The following is a 16,979-nucleotide window of genomic DNA, read 5'->3' on the forward strand; positions in this document are numbered from 1 at the left end:
TCACGTAATTGGAATTGTTTTATTAATTTTATGGTTGATTCGTATCTTTCTTTTAAGAATTCCCCGTTTCTTTTCAAAAAGTGTCATCTCACTGCTAATTCCACTGATATTTTTTGGAATTTGGCAAAATCACATTAACCGACAAGTTAGGGTGATACCTAAGACAGAAACGACTTCGACTTGGATAGCTAAGGTCCATCCAGATGAATTACAGCTTCATGGAGATACGTATAGTGGAGTTGTAGAAATTCCCCGGCTAAAACAGCGGGTATTAATTTATGGGTTTGTAAAAAATAAGAGTGAAAAAGATGCTTTGCTTCATCTTAATCACACCAGCGAATTTATTATTGATGGCCAACTTAGTTTGATTGATTCACCACCCAATTTTGCTCAATTTGACTCCAAGAGTTTTAATCGCGCTAAGGGAATTGTGAGTGAAATTAAATGTGATCAAATTAAATACCGTCAGATTTGTAGCAATCAAGGTTTAGGTGATCGGGTTCACGACTTAAGGTTTCAAATGATTAAAACGTGTGATCAATTACCTAAACATCTACGGATGTACGTTTTGGGTATCATTTATGGAAGTCGGAGTAGTGATTTTAGAGAAGAACTGACCGGGGTCCAACGCTTGGGCCTCATCCACTTATTCACAATTTCGGGGATGCACGTTTATTATTTAATTGGTTTGATTACGTGGATTATGACGACTTTGCGATTGAGAAGGGAACAGGTTAATTCATTCTTAATCATTTTTCTTCCATTTTACTTTGTAATTGCTGGTGCAGGAGCTAGTTTACTTCGGGCAATTATAATGGCCGAAGAACGCTTGGGTCTAGATAAAGTGTATCTTGACATATCTCCCTTAGATATCTGGTCCAGTGCGGTGATGATCAACTTGCTGATTAATCCATTGTTTATTTTTCAGTTTGGGTGTCAGCTTTCATATTTATTATCACTTGGGTTAATCCTGACGAAAAACTGTGGGTTTTTAAAACAAACTATCCTACTTAACTTAATTAGTTTACCGATTATTTTGTATCATATGTATGAATGGCATGCATTATCTTTGTTTGCCAATCTGTTATTTGTCCCTTTCTTTTCAACCTTTATATTTCCGATTGTGTTAATTGGATATTTGCTGTCATTTTTAAAATTTGATTTGATTGTTTCATTAATTGATACAACCTTAAAGACATTTGACCAGCTTTTAAATTTTCTTTCAAGGCTTCCAGGAAATTTGGTGATCGGGAAACTAAACGTATGGATCGTTTTATTAATGGTAATAATTTCTTTACTACTCATTGAAAAAGTAACTATGAAGCGAATGATTCTTTTAGTGTTATTTTTTAGCATTGGTTTTGTGATGATTCATTTTCCAATGAATGGAGAAGTTGATGCATTTGATGTTGGTCAAGGGGATAGTTTTCTTGTTAGAGAGCCATTTAATCGTTCGATTACGTTGATTGACACTGGCGGAAAGCCTAATTTCTTTGGCAAACAGAAGCGGGCCAAAATTTATCAAGCCAATGATACTTCAATCCAATATTTAAAAAGCATTGGGATTTCAAAACTTGATAATGTTTGTTTAAGTCATCAAGATGCTGATCATGTTGGTGATTTGCCGGCCTTCTTAAGTAAAATGAAGGTTGATCGGGTTTATGTTCCGTGGGGGATGACTAATAATCAAAGCTTTTTAAGGCGAATTAGACCGTATCAAGGACAGTTTCAGTTGCTTGGTGCCAAGGATGGAAATCGAATTAAAAATTCCCCATTTCAAGTTGTTCATCCGATGAAAAGTGGGTCTGGTGAAAATCAAGATTCCATGGTACTTTTTGGTAAAATTGGCGGTTTGAAGTGGATTTTTATGGGTGATTTGAACCGAGAGGAAGAACTTAAGATTATCCAAAAATATCCTGATTTGCGAGTTGATGTGATCAAGCTAGGTCATCACGGAAGTAAGACTTCATCCGATCCTAGATTTATCAGGGCAATTAATCCTAAAGTTGCTCTGATATCTGCGGGTCGTCATAATCGTTATAATCATCCAAATCAGGAAACTATTGATACAATGAAACAACAACATGTTGCAATTATCAGTACCAAAAAGAATGGTATGATTAGATATAAATTCAAAAATAATAACAAAATTGGAAAATTTGAAACAAAGTGGAAGGTGGCACGTCGTTGAGTGTCGTAGAACAAGTTAATCAGATTGATAGTGATCCTAAATCAATTTATTTAATCCTTGGAAATGATGATTATTGGATCGATATAATTCAAAAGAAACTAAAGTCTCTGATCCCAAATGATGAACGGACAATGAATTTTGCTACTTATGATATGGAAGAAACATCGCTTTCCGTTGCACTAAATGATGCGATGTCAATTCCTTTTTTTGGAAAAAAACGACTAGTCTTCATTAAGAATCCGTATTTTTTAACCGGTGAAAAAAATAAAAGCAAAACCGTTCATCATTCAGAAGAACTCATAAATTATTTGAAGAATGCTCCTGATGAAACAACTTTGGCTTTTTTTGCTCCATATCAAAAGTTAGATGCTAGAAAAAAGGTTAGTAAGGAGCTTTTAAAACGTGCGGAAGTAATCGACTTAAATCGGTTTTCTGAAAGGGAAATTAAGCAGTTAGTGCAAAGTAAGATTAAGAACAGTGGATATTCGATCGATCGAAATGCACTTGAAGAACTTCTTTCTCGAACTTCGGGTAATTTGGCTAGTGTTATGAATGAATTAGATAAACTCTTTTTATACAAAATCAATGATAAAAAAATAACGCTTGATGCGGTCGATTCGTTAGTATCAAAATCGATGGATCAAAACGTTTTTGATTTAATTAATTATTTAATGAGTGGTAAAACAACGCAAGCAATCGAGTTTTATCATGATTTAATTTCTCAGAAGCATGAGCCAATTCAAATCAATGCAATTTTAGTTAGTCAGTTCAGATTATTACTGCAAGTTAAAATTTTAGATTATTTTGGCTATAGTCAGGGGAATTTAGCAAGTTCTTTACGGGTCCATCCGTATCGAGTAAAATTAGCAATCAGGAACAATCGCAAGTATCCTAGAGAATATCTACGAGATGCATATATTAGTTTGGTAGAAATTGAAGAGCAACTGAAAAGTACGAGTATTGATCCAGAATTGTTGTTTGAAATGTTTGCCGTTAAACTAAATCAGAGTATAAAAAAAGAATCCGATTAATCGGATTCTTTTTTTAGTTGTCGTTTTTAGCAAGTTTATTTGCTAAATGAGACTTCTTACGGTTAGCGTTATTAGCTTTGATAAGACCCTTAGATTTTGCATGGTCAATTGCTGCAACAGCACTGCGGTATACACTATCTAAATCATCGGCACCAGAAGCTTCAGCTTTTTCGAATTTTTTGATTGCACTTCTCATTTCGTTCTTTTGAGATGCGTTTTTCTTTCTAGCTTCTTCGTTAGTTCGCATACGTTCGATAGCAGATTTAATTACTGGCATTAAGTTCACCTCCACCTTGTGAAATAAATTCAATTATTCACATCTTTTGACGTTCCTAATTATACAAAATCCATTGATTAATTGCAATAGCACTAAAAACAAGACTAATTTTTTAATGATAACTTGAATAACGCTTTCTTTTAGGTTATATTAAATAAGTAACTTAATCTTAGTTTTGCGAGTCACTGACGTATTACTCAGATTGAGGGATTAGATTAGAAAGGTGGAATGTAATAATGGCTTTAACTAAAGAACAAAAGAACGATATTATTAAAAAGTTTGCTCAACACGATGGTGACACGGGCTCGACAGAAGTACAAATTGCTGTACTGACTGCTGATATTAATGAAATTAATGGACACATGAAGACCCACAAAAAGGATTTTCATTCACAACGTGGACTTATGAAGAAGATCGGTCACAGAAGAAATCTTCTTGCTTACTTACGTAACAATGATGTACAAAGTTATCGTAAATTAATCAAGGAATTAGGATTACGTCGTTAATCTTGATTTTAATAGGGCGGATTTTTTCCGCTCTTTTTTTATACATAAATAATTTAGTGCTTAATATAAATATGTTACACTGTTAACAGATATCATGAGCGTTTAGAGGCCAAGCTTCGCATAAAATAGTTAATTTTAATCGTAAGTAATTTTTTGAGAGGAACAAGTAATTATGAAAAAGAACATCAAAATCATTCCACTGGGTGGAGTGAGAGAAAATGGCAAGGATCTTTATGCCATTGAAATTAATGATAATAGTATTTTTATTTTGGATTGTGGACTAAAATACCCTCAAAACGAAATGTTAGGAATTGATTTTGTAATCCCAGATTTTTCGTATTTAAGGGATAACGCCGATAAAATTGTCGGGGTTTTTCTTACCCACGGTCACGCAGATGCAATTGGTGCACTTCCATATTTTTTAAGTGAATTTAACGTTCCCGTGTTTGGAACGGAGTTAACGATTGGTTTGGCAAAGTTGGCGGTTGCCGATAATAAGAAGACTAAGAAATTTAATGATTTTCACGTCATTAATAGTAAAAGCGAAATTGTATTTGAGGATGGCACGGTTAGTTTCTTTGATACCACTCATTCAATTCCTGACTCAGTTGGGATCGTGATTAGTACTGAACTCGGAAACATTGTTTATACTGGTGATTTTAAATTTGATCAGACTGCTGCTGACGGGTACAAAACGGATTATTCAGCTCTTACTGATATTGGTAAAGAACACGTGTTGGCACTTTTAAGTGACTCAAGAAATGCTGACAATCCGGAAGAGAGTACTGACGAGAAAGAGATCAGAGACTATCTCTATGAAACCTTTCACTATCAGAAGGGTCGTGTGATCGTTGCCTGTCTTGCTAATAATATTTTAAGAATTCAAGAAGTATTAAACGCTGCGTCTAAGTCAGGTAGGAGAGTTTATCTAACCAGCAAGGGTCTAGAAGAGGTTATTGATACTGCGTTGAAACTTGGCAAGTTAACGTTACCTTCTGATGATTTGTTTATTGAATCTGCAAAAGAGTTAGAGCAAATGAATCCGCATGAAGTTTTGATTCTACAAACCGGTAAGAACGGTGAACCAATGGAATCACTTCAAAGAATGGCTGATAACCGAGACAGAGACGTTGATATTCAGCCAGGTGACCTGGTCTTGATTGCTACCAGTCCATCCCGTGCAATGGACACTCCATGGGCTAAGACTCGCGATATGATCTATAAAGCTGGTGGAGAGGTCATGAGCATTGCTGATGAAAAGAATATTTCAGGGGATGCCAGCAAGCATGATCTTCAACTGCTCCTTAATTTAATTCATCCTGATTACTTAATTCCAATCCAAGGTGAGTATCGATTAATGGAAGCACAAAAAGAGCTAGCTGAGGAAGTTGGGATGAAACCATCACACGTTATTTTACCCGCTAAAGGTGATGTAATTGAGTTTGATGGTGAAAACATGTTTTTGTCAGAAGCTGTCCCAGCTTCTGACACCATGATTGATGGGATTGGTGTCGGAGACATTGGAAACATTGTATTACGAGATCGAAAAGTGTTATCGGAAGATGGTGTCTTCGTGGCAGTTGTTACTATCGACCGCAAGAAGAAAAAAATTATTTCAGAGCCCAAAATCATGGCTCGGGGATTTGTTTACGTTAATTCTGATAAATCCTTGCTTAAAGAAGCAGCTGGTATTGTATCTGAAGCAGTCCAGAATAACCTTAATAACAAGGAGTTTGACTGGGGTCATTTAAAACAGGATGTTAGAGAAGACCTTGGACAATTTCTATACAAAAAGACTGGGAGAAGACCAGTGATTCTTCCAGTTATTATGGAAGTCAATCAACACCATAGAAGAAAAAAAGCTAACAATAAAAACGATCAAGAAGACTAAAGAAGTTGAGCCCCGGCTCAATTTTTTTGTTTTCTTATGTGAGGATAATAGATTGAATGATCATCAAAAGGTAAGATTAAAAAAAGCACAAACAGACTTTAGGAAAAAACATTATCAGAAAAGTTCACAGGAATTGTTGGCTTTGTATGATGAAGTTGACGATTACAATGTGATTGATTTGTTGGGACACTCGCTCTTTAATGAAAAAAAGTACGTTGAATCATATCGATTATTAGAAGATAACTTTAATTATTTTGTTGAAAATGACGTTAAATTATTAATAAATATTTACTTAAAAAACCGGAAGTTTATCCCATTACGAATAATTGTTGATTCAATTGATGTATTAGATAAGGATGATGTCAAAGGCAAAATCGAATCTTTAGAGAGAATCAATGACTCTGAGCAGGCTGAATCTAACCGGGCTAACTTGAAGCATTTTATGCACATGGGTGGACAAACGGGAATCAAGCAGCGCGACATAATGGAAAAGGCTGAAGAACTCCCGTATAAGCAATATTTGAAGGGTGCACAGTTTAACCTAGTAGATCCAGACGTCAATCCAGTATGGAGAAATCAGTTACTTAATAATTTAGCTAAGTTAAAGTATGATAAACCAGTTAAATATATTTGGATGGATGGAAAAACGTATACTTTAACACCATCACAGCTTGTTGATGAATTGGATTCTAGTGCGTATCAAGCAATGCAAAAGAAAATTAGGGAACGCTACGGACAAAATGATCCAATTCGTTATCAGCAAATTTCTAACGCGGCCGAATATGATGCTCAGATTTTGTATCCGTTTATTGATGATGTGATTAAGGAACCTGATGAATGGGTAACCGCTATTCATCGGCATATCATTAATCCGAATATGGTAGTGGATGATGAAAAAATGGGATCAATTGATCATTGGTTAGTGAAAATTGATAAAATCATGAATTTATTACTAAAGTAATTTAAGAAATTGTCTATATCTGGTTTACAAATAATTTGTCAGTGGATATAATATGAAAGTGAATTCCCAAAAGGGTGACAATTTTGCCTTTTAGGGGAAATGTAGTATAATTAATAATAAAGAGACATTGGCGTTTTGCTGATGTTTATCTTACGAAAATGACAGGAGGGTTTCATAAATGGCAAAAGAACATTATGAAAGAACAAAGCCCCACGTTAATATTGGTACTATCGGCCATATTGACCACGGGAAGACTACTTTAACTGCAGCAATCACTAAAGTATTATCAGAAAAAGGCTTGGCTAAGGCTGAAGACTTTGCTGATATCGATGCTGCACCAGAAGAAAAGGAACGTGGTATTACTATTAATACTGCCCACGTTGAATACGAAACTGAAAAGCGTCATTATGCACATATTGACGCCCCAGGACATGCTGACTACGTTAAGAACATGATCACTGGTGCTGCTCAAATGGATGGTGCCATTCTTGTTGTTGCCGCAACTGATGGTCCTATGCCACAAACTCGTGAACACATTTTGCTTGCTAGACAAGTTGGTGTTGACCACATTGTTGTCTTCTTGAACAAGACTGACATGGTTGATGACGACGAGTTGATCGACTTAGTTGAAATGGAAATTCGTGAGTTGCTTTCAGAATATGGTTACAATGGTGACGATGTTCCGGTTGTTCGTGGTTCAGCTTTGAAAGCACTTCAAGGTGACAAAGAACAAGAAGAAAACATCATGAAATTAATGGATGTTGTTGATGAATACATCCCAACTCCAGAACGTGATGACGACAAGCCATTCTTAATGCCTGTTGAAGATGTATTTACCATCACTGGTCGTGGAACTGTTGCTTCTGGTCGTATTGACCGTGGTAGCATCAAAGTCGGCGACGAAGTTGAAATTGTTGGTTTAGTTCCTGACACATTGAAGACTACTGTTACTGGTCTTGAAATGTTCAGAAAGACTCTTGACAAGGGTGAAGCCGGTGACAACATCGGTGCATTACTTCGTGGTATTGATCGTGACCAAGTTGTTCGTGGACAAGTTCTTGCAGCACCTGGTTCAATTCAAACCCACAAGAAGTTCACTGGTCAAGTTTATATCTTAACCAAAGAAGAAGGTGGACGTCATACTCCATTCTTCTCAAACTATCGTCCTCAATTCTACTTCCACACCACTGATGTTACTGGTGTTATCGAATTAGACAAGGGAACTGAAATGGTAATGCCTGGAGACAACGTTACTTTCCACGTTGACTTAACTAAGCCAGTTGCCATTGAAAAGGGTACTAAGTTCACTATTCGTGAAGGTGGACATACCGTTGGTGCCGGTGTTGTTACCGAAATCGATGATTAATTAGTATTTTTATTTAGAGATTGAAGACAATGTCTTCAATCTCTTTTTTATTGCTATGGCCGTTTTAGCGTCGCTGTTTACTTTTGAGGACGCTTAAGTTAGAATATTATTTGAATACTATTACTTGGAAAAGTGTGTAAATATTTTTCATGTTGGAGGAAATGTTATGGCAGATTGGAAGAAAAAAGGTACCAATGATGGGGAATTAACTTTTGAAATTGGTCTTGATAAGATTAAAGAAGGATTAGATCGAGCTTTCAAAAAGAATAAGAAAAATATTAAAGTTCCTGGATTCCGTAAGGGTAAAGTTTCAAGACAAGTATTTAACCAAATGTATGGTGAAGAAGCTTTATACCAAGATGCTTTGAATTTGTTATTACCAGATGCTTACAGTGAAGCAATTAAAGACGCTGGCATTGAACCCGTTGGTCAACCTGACGTTAGTGTTGATTCAATTGAAAAAGGGAAGCCTTGGGTCTTAAAGGCTACTGTTAGTGTCAAACCTGATGTTAAACTTGGTCAATACAAAGGACTAAGCGTTCCAAAGGAAAGTACTCGAGTTTACAAGAAAGACGTTGATGCTAAGATTGATAAAATGCGTCAATCTCAAGCTGAACTTGTTCTAGTTGATCGTCCTGCCAAAAAAGGTGACACTGTTACCATTGATTTTGAGGGATTTGTTGATGGCAAGCCTTTTGAAGGTGGAAAAGCAAATAACTATTCTCTTGAACTTGGTTCAGGATCATTCATTCCAGGATTTGAAGATCAATTGATTGGAAAAAAGGCTGGCGATGATGTCGAAGTAAAAGTTACCTTCCCTAAGGATTATCAAGAAAAGTCACTAGCTGGCAAAGAAGCTACCTTTAAGGTTAAACTCCATGAAGTTAAAGAGAAACAACTTCCTAAGCTTGATGATGACTTTGCTAAAGATGTTGATGAAGATGTTGATACACTTTCTGAATTGGAAGACAAAGTTAAAAAAGAACTTAAGGAACAAAAAGAATCAGCCGCTCACGATGCCAAGGAAAATACGGCTATTAGTGAAGCAGTAGATAATGCTACTGTTAAAGATATTCCAGAAGTTATGATTAATGATGACGTTCAACGTCAAATGGACCAGTACTTAGCTGGAATGCAGCAGCAGGGTATTAACGCTGAAATGTACTACAAACTCACTGGTACTAAGCCAGAGGACTTAAAGAAGCAATTTGCTGATGGTGCAGATCGTCGAGTTAAAACTAATTTGATCTTAGAAGCAATTGTTAAAGCTGAAAAGATTGATCCTAGTGAATCAGACATTCAAAAAGAAGTTAGCAACCTCGCTAAACAATACGGAATGGAAGAAACAGCCGTTCGTAATGCATTATCTGATGACATGTTAAAACATGATATTGGTATTCAAAAAGCCGTTGACATTGTGGTTGACAGTGCTAAAGAAGAACCAAAATCAACTACCAAGAAGGCTTCTGAAAAAAAGGATTCCAGTAAAGAAAATAAGAAATAATTTATACAAGATGGGATCCGCTTGTTAGAGCGGGTCTTTTTTTGTAGAGCAAATTATTTTAAAAGGTTCTATTAGTATGGTATAGTTTCAAATTGCAGGCAACGAGACGAATTAACAACGAATTAACAAAAAGGAGAGATACCATGTATGATGATTCAAATCAAAATGAGACCATTACTTGCTCCTTTTGTGGAAAGTCACAGGACCAAGTAAAAAAAATTGTTGCTGGACCCGGTGTATATATTTGTAATGAATGTATCGATTTGTGTGAACAGATCATGAGTGATGAATTAAACAAGACCAATGCTGAAGACATCAATGTGCTTACCCCAAGTGAAATTGTTAAAAAACTTGATGAGTATGTGATTGGTCAAGATGAAGCCAAAAAAACGCTAGCGGTGGCTGTCTTTAATCATTATATGAGAATTAAGGCTTTGAATGATTCTGAAGATAATGATGAAAGTGAAGATGGTAACCAAGAACGACATGCTTATGATGATGCTCAGATTCAGAAAAGTAATATTGCGATGATTGGACCAACTGGATCGGGGAAGACTTATCTGGCCCAAACACTTGCTAAAATTTTAAACGTTCCCTTTGCAATTGCTGACGCTACGACGTTGACTGAAGCTGGATATGTTGGAGAAGATGTTGAAAATATTCTTTTGAAACTCTTACAGAACGCTGATTATGACGTTGATCGGGCTGAAAAGGGAATCATTTATATTGACGAGATTGATAAAATTGCTAAAAAAGCCGAAAATGTTTCAATCACAAGAGATGTATCTGGTGAAGGAGTTCAACAGGCTCTTTTAAAGATTTTAGAGGGAACGACCGCTAATGTCCCACCAAAAGGTGGTAGAAAGAACCCGAGCCAAGAGTTTATTAAGATTAATACGAAGAATATTCTGTTTATTGTTGGTGGGGCTTTTGATGGAATTCAAGATATTGTTAGACGACGCTTAGGTGATAAAACAATTGGTTTTGGGGTTGATAATCATGAGACCCAAGACGTTGCTGATGAAGATATTATGCAAAAAGTAATTCCCGAGGACCTAATGAATTTTGGATTAATTCCAGAGTTCATTGGTCGTCTTCCAATTTTGACTGCTTTGAATAAGTTAAGCGAAAACGATCTGGTTAAGATTCTTACTCAACCTAAAAATGCGTTAGTAAAACAATACCAAAAGCTTTTATCACTCGAGGGCGTCCAACTTAAATTTGAAGACGCTGCACTTAAGGCCATGGCAAAAAAAGCCATTGCTAGAAATACGGGTGCTCGTGGTCTTCGTTCTATGATTGAAAGTGTGATGAGAGATATTATGTATTCACTTCCAAGTCGTGATGACGTTAAAGAAGTGATTGTTACCCCAGATTCAGTAAATAGTGGTAAAGAACCAAAGATGGTCTTAAAAAGCGAAACAAAGTAATTAAACGGAGATAATAATGGACGTAAATGATGTTGAACTTGTAATGAGTGCAGTTGATCCAAAACAGTATCCCACTACTGGATATCCAGAAATTGGCTTTTTGGGTCGATCTAACGTTGGCAAGTCTTCACTAACGAATGTGTTGATTAACCGGAAGGATTACGCTCATACGTCTGGCCAACCGGGAAAAACTCAAACTTTGAATTTTTATCGCGTTAACGATGAACTCTATTTTGTTGACGTTCCAGGATATGGCTATGCGAAGGTTTCTAAAACAGAACGGGAAAAATGGGCTCAAATGATTGAGACTTATCTAACGCAACGTGAACAGCTCCGGGGAGTGATCAATTTAATTGATGGTAGACACGCCCCGAGTGAGTACGATATTCAGATGCGTGATTGGTTAGAGTATTATGGAATTCCCGTGCTTTATGTAGCGACTAAGGTTGATAAAATTCCTAAAAGTAAGATCAAGAAACAAGAACAGACGTTGCGAAAAGGGCTGGAGCTTGAAGCAGATGAACCGCTGATAATGTTCTCTGCTAAAACCAAGGTCGGAGCAGATCAAATTTGGAACTGGATTGAGCAACAAATTAAGTAATAAAAAATCAGCTGTGAGAACAGCTGATTTTGTGTTTATTTGGTTTTGTCTTGATCTAATATTTTATTCTTTTTTGATTCGCGCTGGTCTTCTTTGTTTTTATGATTCAAAAACTTGGTACGGTTAGGATCTTTCGGATTCTCTTTAGCGAATTTACTGAACATGGCATCAAGATCTTCATTTCTTCTAATTTTTAGTCCCATATCGATCGCTCCTTTAAACTCATCATAGCAAAAAAATCATTTCATGTCAGTTTGTTATACAAACTGTAACTAATTCATTATAATTGTAACAGTAGTATTTATCGGAAAGGAGGGAGTTTATGGCATCTGATTTAATTGAACGAAAGTTAACGTTACTTCCGGATCAACCCGGTTGTTACATTATGAAAGATAAAGATGGCAAAATTATTTATATTGGTAAGGCAAAAAACCTAAAGAATCGAGTTCGCTCTTATTTCAAGAGTACTCAGTATGGGAGACGAGCCAAATTAGTGCGAAACATTGCTGATTTTGAGACAATCATTACTTCAAATGACAAAGAAGCATTTTTACTTGAAATCACTTTGATTCAGAAGCATCGGCCTTATTATAACGTTCGTTTAAAGCAAGGACACAGTGGGTATCCTTACATTAAAATTACTAATGAACGTGATCCCCGAATGTTGATTACTAATACCGTTAAAAATGATGGTGGATATTATTTTGGACCATATCCAAACGTCTATGCTGCAGATGAAACCTTGAATTTCTTACAAAAGATGTATCCACTCAGACGTTGTAATGGGTATCAAAAACGAGCTTGTTTGTACTACCACATGGGACAGTGCTTGGGAGCTTGCTTTAAGAAAGTACCTAAGTCAGAGTACGATGCTCAAATCAAGAAGATCAAGTCATTTTTAAACGGTAGTGTGGGACCTGCTAGACAACTACTGACTAAACGAATGAATACGGCTTCAAATAACATGGAGTATGAGCGGGCAGCTGAATTGCGCGATCAACTGCATTACATTGATGCGACCGTTGAGAAACAAAAAATCATTTCACATGACAATACTCCACGAGATGTGTTTAATTTTTATGCTGATAAGGGATGGCTTTCTGTACAAGTTTTCTTTATTCGGCAGGCACGTTTAATGAAACGTGAGAAAAAATTGTTTCCGATTATCAGTACCGCCAATGAAGAGATGACTAGCTATATCGTTCAATTTTATAACGATTCTGATCGGATTCCACCCAAAGAAATTTTGGTACCTAACTCAATCGACCATGATGTTCTTTCGAAGATGATCGGAGTGCCAGTTAGAACCCCTCAACGTGGTCAGAAGAAAGCCCTTTTGGACATGGCAGAGCATAATGCGCGATTGGTTTTAAACGAACAGTTTAAGTTAATGGAAATGGATCGCAAAAAGACTACCGGAGCAATGGATGAATTGGGCGACGCTTTAGGAATTGGTCATCTCGAACGAATCGAAGCTTTTGATCATTCCCATATTTCGGGTGCTGATTTGGTTTCTGCTATGGTAGTATTTGAAGATGGGAAACCGAATAAGAAGAAGTACCGAAAATATAAGTTAAGAACCGTTGATCATGCCGATGAGGCAGCCAGCACGCGCGAAGTGATTAGAAGGCGCTACACACGTTTATTAAAGGAACACGCTGAAATGCCAGATTTGATCCTAATGGACGGAGGCGAGATTCAGATGAATGCCGTTACCGATGTTTTGGAAAATGAACTTAATCTGCACATTCCAGTAGCTGGAATGGTGAAAAATGAGAAACATAAGACGGCTGATTTGCTTTACGGAAGTAATGATCATCACGTTAATTTAAATCCGAAAAGCCAAGCTTTTTATCTAGTTCAAAGGGTTCAAGACGAAGTGCATCGCTTTGCAATTAACTATCATCATCAACTCCATAATAAGAATTCGATGACTTCTAGATTAGATAGTATTAAGGGAGTGGGATCCAAAACTAGAAATAAACTTTTGCGAAAATTTGGTTCCACCAAAAACATTGCGGATGCTAGTGTCGAAGACATTCAAGCAGTTGGCATTTCAAAGAAGGTTGCTCAGACGGTAAAATTGACCTTTGAGAACGTTGCACCAGTGGCCAAGATGATGAAAAACTAATATGAAAATGGAGAAATTATGTTTGTAGATCAAGTAAAATTTAAAGTTAAGGCCGGTAAAGGTGGAGACGGAATGGTCGGATTTCGTCGGGAAAAATATGTACCAAATGGTGGACCTTCTGGTGGTGATGGTGGCCATGGTGGTAATGTTGTTTTCAAAGTTGATACTGGAATGTCAACTTTAATGGATTTTAAGTATAAAAAACAATTTAAAGCCAAAAACGGTGGGAATGGTGCTAACAAAAAGATGACGGGTGCAAGTGCACCGGATTTGGTAGTAAATGTCCCCGATGGCACCACGATTTATAACTCAGAGACCGGCGAGCCAATTGCGGATTTAACTAAAGCAAACGATGAAGTTGTAGTTGTAAAGGGTGGTCGTGGAGGAAGAGGAAACGTTCACTTTGCTACCCCTAAAAATTCTGCGCCAGAAATTGCTGAAAATGGGGCACCAGGTCAAGAAATGGAGATCGAACTTCAGTTAAGATTATTAGCTGATGTTGGTTTAGTCGGTTTTCCATCGGCTGGTAAATCCACGTTATTAAGTGCAATTACTTCGTCAAAACCAAAAGTAGCTCAATATCACTTTACGACCATTGTTCCTAATCTGGGGATTGTACGAAATCATGATGGAAGTGACTTTGTGATTGCTGATTTGCCTGGACTGATTGAGGGAGCTTCCAAAGGTGTGGGATTAGGTTTTGAATTTTTAAGACACATTCAAAGAACTCGAGTTATCCTCCATGTTGTTGATATGAGTGGAGTTGAGGGACGTGATCCGTATGATGACTATGAAAAAATCAATCATGAACTGGCTAATTTTGATGAAAGTCTTTTGAAACGTCCCCAAATCATCGTTGCTTCTAAAATGGATATGCCGGATTCGGCTGAAAATCTTAAGTTGTTTAAACGTGAATTAGCTGAACATAATGACCACGTTAATGGCAAAATTATTCCCATTTCTTCCATTACTCATTCAGGGCTTAATGATCTCATTCGAGAAACGAGTAGTGAACTTGATAAGGCACCAAAGTTTCCAATTGTGGGTGCTAACGAGCTTAATGATTCTAAGGAAGTCATTTACCGTCCTGATGAGGATGAAAAGCCGTTTACTTTGACAAAAGATGAAGATGGAACTTGGGTTCTGTCTGGACATCAGATTGAACGAGTAATTCAAATGGCTAATACTGAACATGAACAAGGTGTGTTAAGATTAGCTCGAAAATTACGTGGAATGGGTGTTGATCAAGCACTACGGGATGCCGGCGCTAAGAATGGCGATCTGGTATCAATTTTGGACTTTACCTTTTCATATGTTGAATAATATAAAAGACGATACTTGTGGTATCGTCTTTTATTATCCAAAAATAAGCTCATCATTTTTTAAACGATAACCGAATAGTTTTGGAGTTTCAATTGTTTTACAAAAAAGTGATAGATGATCATCAAGTTCTCTTGTCCGGGTATTAAATTGATTCAAGGTTAGTGACCGTTTGTTTTTGCTTGGTACTAATAAAATTTTATTTTGCGAAAATTCAATGTCAAAAACTGGTAAAATAACCTTATTAATTTCAACGTATATTTTATATGAATTATTTAAATCTTCGGATGAGACATAAAATTCGTTTAATCTCAAAGTTATCACCTAGATTCAGCTTATTATTGCTAATGTGGTATGCTACAATTGTATAGTAATTCTTCACGAGTGTAAAAATTTGAGTGTCAAAAAGGAACGATAGGATATGCAATTAGAGTTTTTTGGAACTGGTGCGGGAGTTCCTGGTAAGTTTCGAAACGTTTCTAGTGTCGCTTTAAGATTGTTGGATGAGATTAATTCCGTGTGGTTGTTTGATGCGGGGGAAGGTACTCAACAACAAATCTTGCGATCAACGTTAAAACCGCGAAAAATTAATAAGATTTTTATTACCCACCTTCATGGTGATCATATCTATGGTCTTCCGGGATTATTATCAAGTCGTTCGTTTCAAGGCGGAGATGATCCGGTTACCATTTATGGCCCCTTTGGAATCAAAAATTACGTTCAGACTAGTTTGCAAGTGACGCAGACTAAGTTAGGGTATAAAATAAAATACGTAGAGCTGGACCAGCCTGGTAAGATTTTTGACGGTAAAAAGTTTACAGTTTATGCGGAAAAGCTTGATCATCAAGTTCAAAGTTGGGGTTTTCGAATTGTTGAACATGATCATCCGGGTGAACTGCTTGTTGATAAATTGCAGGAGGATAATATTCCGTCTGGTCCGCTGTACGGAAAGCTTAAGGAAGGTAAGACGGTTAAACTTAGTGACGGGAGAGTCATTAATGGCAAGGACTACATTGGTAATTCCCAAAAGGGGAGAATTGTTACCATTTTAGGGGATACGAGAAAAGTTGATACCATCAATAAGTTAGCGCAAAATGCTGACATTTTAGTTCATGAAAGTACGTTTGGAAAGGGCGAAGCAAAATTAGCTCACAATTACTATCATTCTACGAACATTCAGGCTGCTAATACCGCCAGGGATGCCAACGTAAAACGATTGCTATTAACGCACATTTCTGCAAGGTATACTGCTAAAATGGCTCATGAGTTACAGAGGCAGGCTCAACAAGTTTTTCCAAATACCAAGGTAGTTAAAGATTTTGATTTTATTGATATTCCCTTTAATAAGGGAGAGGAGAATGCCCAATGAAAAAGCAAGTTTCAATGATTTTAAGCATGGTCTTGATTGTGATTGTCGCTATTTTTGTTTTGTTAAATATGGGAAGTGCGGAGATTAATTTTGGTTTTACGACGGTTAAAATGCCGTTAATCTTAGTCTTATTATTGACATTACTAATTGGGGCTTTAATCATGTTCTTATTATCAATGATCAGTTCATTTAAAAATGGTTCCAAACGGAAAAAAGAAAATCGTGATTCACAGAAAACCATTGATGGATTAAAGGGACAAATTAATGATTTAAATAAACAAATTGATTCTCTAAAGATGCAGTTAAAGAATTCAATTAGTAAACAAAAGGTTAATCAAGATAATCGAAATGTTGAAGATGTAATTAATAAACAGCAAAAGGACAACGAAAAATAGTGAAAA

General features: G+C 36.6%; 16 protein-coding genes. 13 read left to right on the top strand and 3 right to left on the bottom strand.

From position 1 onward, the window contains the following. Nucleotides 1-34 precede the first annotated feature (34 nt). Nucleotides 35-2,191, top strand: a complete 2,157-nt coding sequence (locus tag AC6UD6_RS02430; RefSeq protein WP_500695551.1) for a DNA internalization-related competence protein ComEC/Rec2 — start codon at nucleotides 35-37, stop codon at nucleotides 2,189-2,191. Beyond that, the gene (gene holA / locus AC6UD6_RS02435; RefSeq protein WP_500693896.1) at nucleotides 2,188-3,222 is read left to right on the top strand and encodes a DNA polymerase III subunit delta; all 1,035 of its coding nucleotides are present in this window, start codon (nucleotides 2,188-2,190) and stop codon (nucleotides 3,220-3,222) included. Before AC6UD6_RS02430 ends, holA begins: the two co-directional genes overlap by 4 nt. Nucleotides 3,223-3,235: 13 nt before the next feature. Here the strand turns inward: holA and rpsT are convergent, their stop codons facing one another. Further along, nucleotides 3,236-3,499 (bottom strand): 30S ribosomal protein S20, encoded by a 264-nt coding sequence (gene rpsT / locus AC6UD6_RS02440; RefSeq protein WP_500695552.1) that lies wholly within the window; start codon nucleotides 3,497-3,499, stop codon nucleotides 3,236-3,238. Between the two features lie 236 nt (nucleotides 3,500-3,735). Here rpsT and rpsO point away from each other — a divergent pair, with 236 nt between their 5' ends. The 7 genes from rpsO (at nucleotide 3,736) to yihA (ending at nucleotide 11,758) form a co-directional block, all read left to right on the top strand. Next, on the top strand, nucleotides 3,736-4,005 hold the full coding sequence (gene rpsO / locus AC6UD6_RS02445; RefSeq protein ID WP_500693894.1) for a 30S ribosomal protein S15: 270 nt from the start codon (nucleotides 3,736-3,738) through the stop codon (nucleotides 4,003-4,005). Between the two features lie 172 nt (nucleotides 4,006-4,177). After that, the gene (locus tag AC6UD6_RS02450) at nucleotides 4,178-5,896 is read left to right on the top strand and encodes a ribonuclease J (RefSeq protein ID WP_500695553.1); all 1,719 of its coding nucleotides are present in this window, start codon (nucleotides 4,178-4,180) and stop codon (nucleotides 5,894-5,896) included. 52 nt (nucleotides 5,897-5,948) lie between these two features. Next, nucleotides 5,949-6,857: a hypothetical protein gene (locus tag AC6UD6_RS02455; protein ID WP_500695554.1), complete on the top strand. Its 909-nt coding sequence runs from the start codon at nucleotides 5,949-5,951 to the stop codon at nucleotides 6,855-6,857. A 178-nt stretch (nucleotides 6,858-7,035) separates the two neighbouring features. Then, nucleotides 7,036-8,223 (top strand): elongation factor Tu, encoded by a 1,188-nt coding sequence (tuf, locus tag AC6UD6_RS02460; RefSeq protein ID WP_500693891.1) that lies wholly within the window; start codon nucleotides 7,036-7,038, stop codon nucleotides 8,221-8,223. 166 nt (nucleotides 8,224-8,389) lie between these two features. Continuing rightward, nucleotides 8,390-9,727 carry a trigger factor gene (gene tig / locus AC6UD6_RS02465; protein ID WP_500695555.1) on the top strand — a complete coding sequence of 446 codons (1,338 nt, stop codon included), beginning with the start codon at nucleotides 8,390-8,392 and terminating at the stop codon, nucleotides 9,725-9,727. Nucleotides 9,728-9,870: 143 nt separating this feature from the next. After that, nucleotides 9,871-11,157 (top strand): ATP-dependent Clp protease ATP-binding subunit ClpX, encoded by a 1,287-nt coding sequence (clpX, locus tag AC6UD6_RS02470; protein WP_500695556.1) that lies wholly within the window; start codon nucleotides 9,871-9,873, stop codon nucleotides 11,155-11,157. Between the two features lie 16 nt (nucleotides 11,158-11,173). Continuing rightward, a complete protein-coding gene (gene yihA, locus AC6UD6_RS02475) occupies nucleotides 11,174-11,758 on the top strand; it encodes a ribosome biogenesis GTP-binding protein YihA/YsxC (RefSeq protein WP_500693888.1) in 585 nt (194 codons plus the stop codon). Between the two features lie 35 nt (nucleotides 11,759-11,793). Here the strand turns inward: yihA and AC6UD6_RS02480 are convergent, their stop codons facing one another. Then, complete coding sequence (locus AC6UD6_RS02480) at nucleotides 11,794-11,961, bottom strand: SPJ_0845 family protein (RefSeq protein ID WP_500695557.1); 168 nt, start codon at nucleotides 11,959-11,961, stop codon at nucleotides 11,794-11,796. A gap of 119 nt (nucleotides 11,962-12,080) precedes the next feature. Here AC6UD6_RS02480 and uvrC point away from each other — a divergent pair, with 119 nt between their 5' ends. Together uvrC and obgE are read left to right on the top strand one after the other, a co-directional pair. Then, nucleotides 12,081-13,889: an excinuclease ABC subunit UvrC gene (uvrC, locus tag AC6UD6_RS02485; protein WP_500695558.1), complete on the top strand. Its 1,809-nt coding sequence runs from the start codon at nucleotides 12,081-12,083 to the stop codon at nucleotides 13,887-13,889. A gap of 18 nt (nucleotides 13,890-13,907) precedes the next feature. Beyond that, nucleotides 13,908-15,212 (top strand): GTPase ObgE, encoded by a 1,305-nt coding sequence (gene obgE / locus AC6UD6_RS02490; protein WP_500695559.1) that lies wholly within the window; start codon nucleotides 13,908-13,910, stop codon nucleotides 15,210-15,212. A 33-nt stretch (nucleotides 15,213-15,245) separates the two neighbouring features. On the opposite strand, the gene AC6UD6_RS02495 is transcribed toward obgE, so the two are convergent. Further along, a complete protein-coding gene (locus AC6UD6_RS02495; RefSeq protein WP_500693884.1) occupies nucleotides 15,246-15,524 on the bottom strand; it encodes a hypothetical protein in 279 nt (92 codons plus the stop codon). A 106-nt stretch (nucleotides 15,525-15,630) separates the two neighbouring features. Between AC6UD6_RS02495 and rnz the strand changes: the two genes are divergently transcribed. Together rnz and AC6UD6_RS02505 are read left to right on the top strand one after the other, a co-directional pair. Next, nucleotides 15,631-16,578 carry a ribonuclease Z gene (gene rnz / locus AC6UD6_RS02500; protein WP_500695560.1) on the top strand — a complete coding sequence of 316 codons (948 nt, stop codon included), beginning with the start codon at nucleotides 15,631-15,633 and terminating at the stop codon, nucleotides 16,576-16,578. Then, on the top strand, nucleotides 16,575-16,973 hold the full coding sequence (locus AC6UD6_RS02505) for a LapA family protein (RefSeq protein ID WP_500693882.1): 399 nt from the start codon (nucleotides 16,575-16,577) through the stop codon (nucleotides 16,971-16,973). The genes rnz and AC6UD6_RS02505 overlap by 4 nt, the downstream gene beginning before the upstream one ends. Nucleotides 16,974-16,979 lie beyond the last annotated feature (6 nt).

This window comes from Fructilactobacillus sp. X8R2C1, assembly GCF_059900955.1.

Coding starts and splice junctions, on each gene's coding strand:
- clpX (WP_500695556.1), top strand. CDS start 9,871: ATGTATGATGATTCAAATCAAAATGAGACCATTACTTGCTCCTTTTGT.
- obgE (WP_500695559.1), top strand. CDS start 13,908: ATGTTTGTAGATCAAGTAAAATTTAAAGTTAAGGCCGGTAAAGGTGGA.
- tig (WP_500695555.1), top strand. CDS start 8,390: ATGGCAGATTGGAAGAAAAAAGGTACCAATGATGGGGAATTAACTTTT.
- AC6UD6_RS02480 (WP_500695557.1), bottom strand. CDS start 11,961: ATGGGACTAAAAATTAGAAGAAATGAAGATCTTGATGCCATGTTCAGT.
- yihA (WP_500693888.1), top strand. CDS start 11,174: ATGGACGTAAATGATGTTGAACTTGTAATGAGTGCAGTTGATCCAAAA.
- uvrC (WP_500695558.1), top strand. CDS start 12,081: ATGGCATCTGATTTAATTGAACGAAAGTTAACGTTACTTCCGGATCAA.
- rpsT (WP_500695552.1), bottom strand. CDS start 3,499: ATGCCAGTAATTAAATCTGCTATCGAACGTATGCGAACTAACGAAGAA.
- AC6UD6_RS02450 (WP_500695553.1), top strand. CDS start 4,178: ATGAAAAAGAACATCAAAATCATTCCACTGGGTGGAGTGAGAGAAAAT.
- AC6UD6_RS02505 (WP_500693882.1), top strand. CDS start 16,575: ATGAAAAAGCAAGTTTCAATGATTTTAAGCATGGTCTTGATTGTGATT.
- rpsO (WP_500693894.1), top strand. CDS start 3,736: ATGGCTTTAACTAAAGAACAAAAGAACGATATTATTAAAAAGTTTGCT.
- tuf (WP_500693891.1), top strand. CDS start 7,036: ATGGCAAAAGAACATTATGAAAGAACAAAGCCCCACGTTAATATTGGT.
- rnz (WP_500695560.1), top strand. CDS start 15,631: ATGCAATTAGAGTTTTTTGGAACTGGTGCGGGAGTTCCTGGTAAGTTT.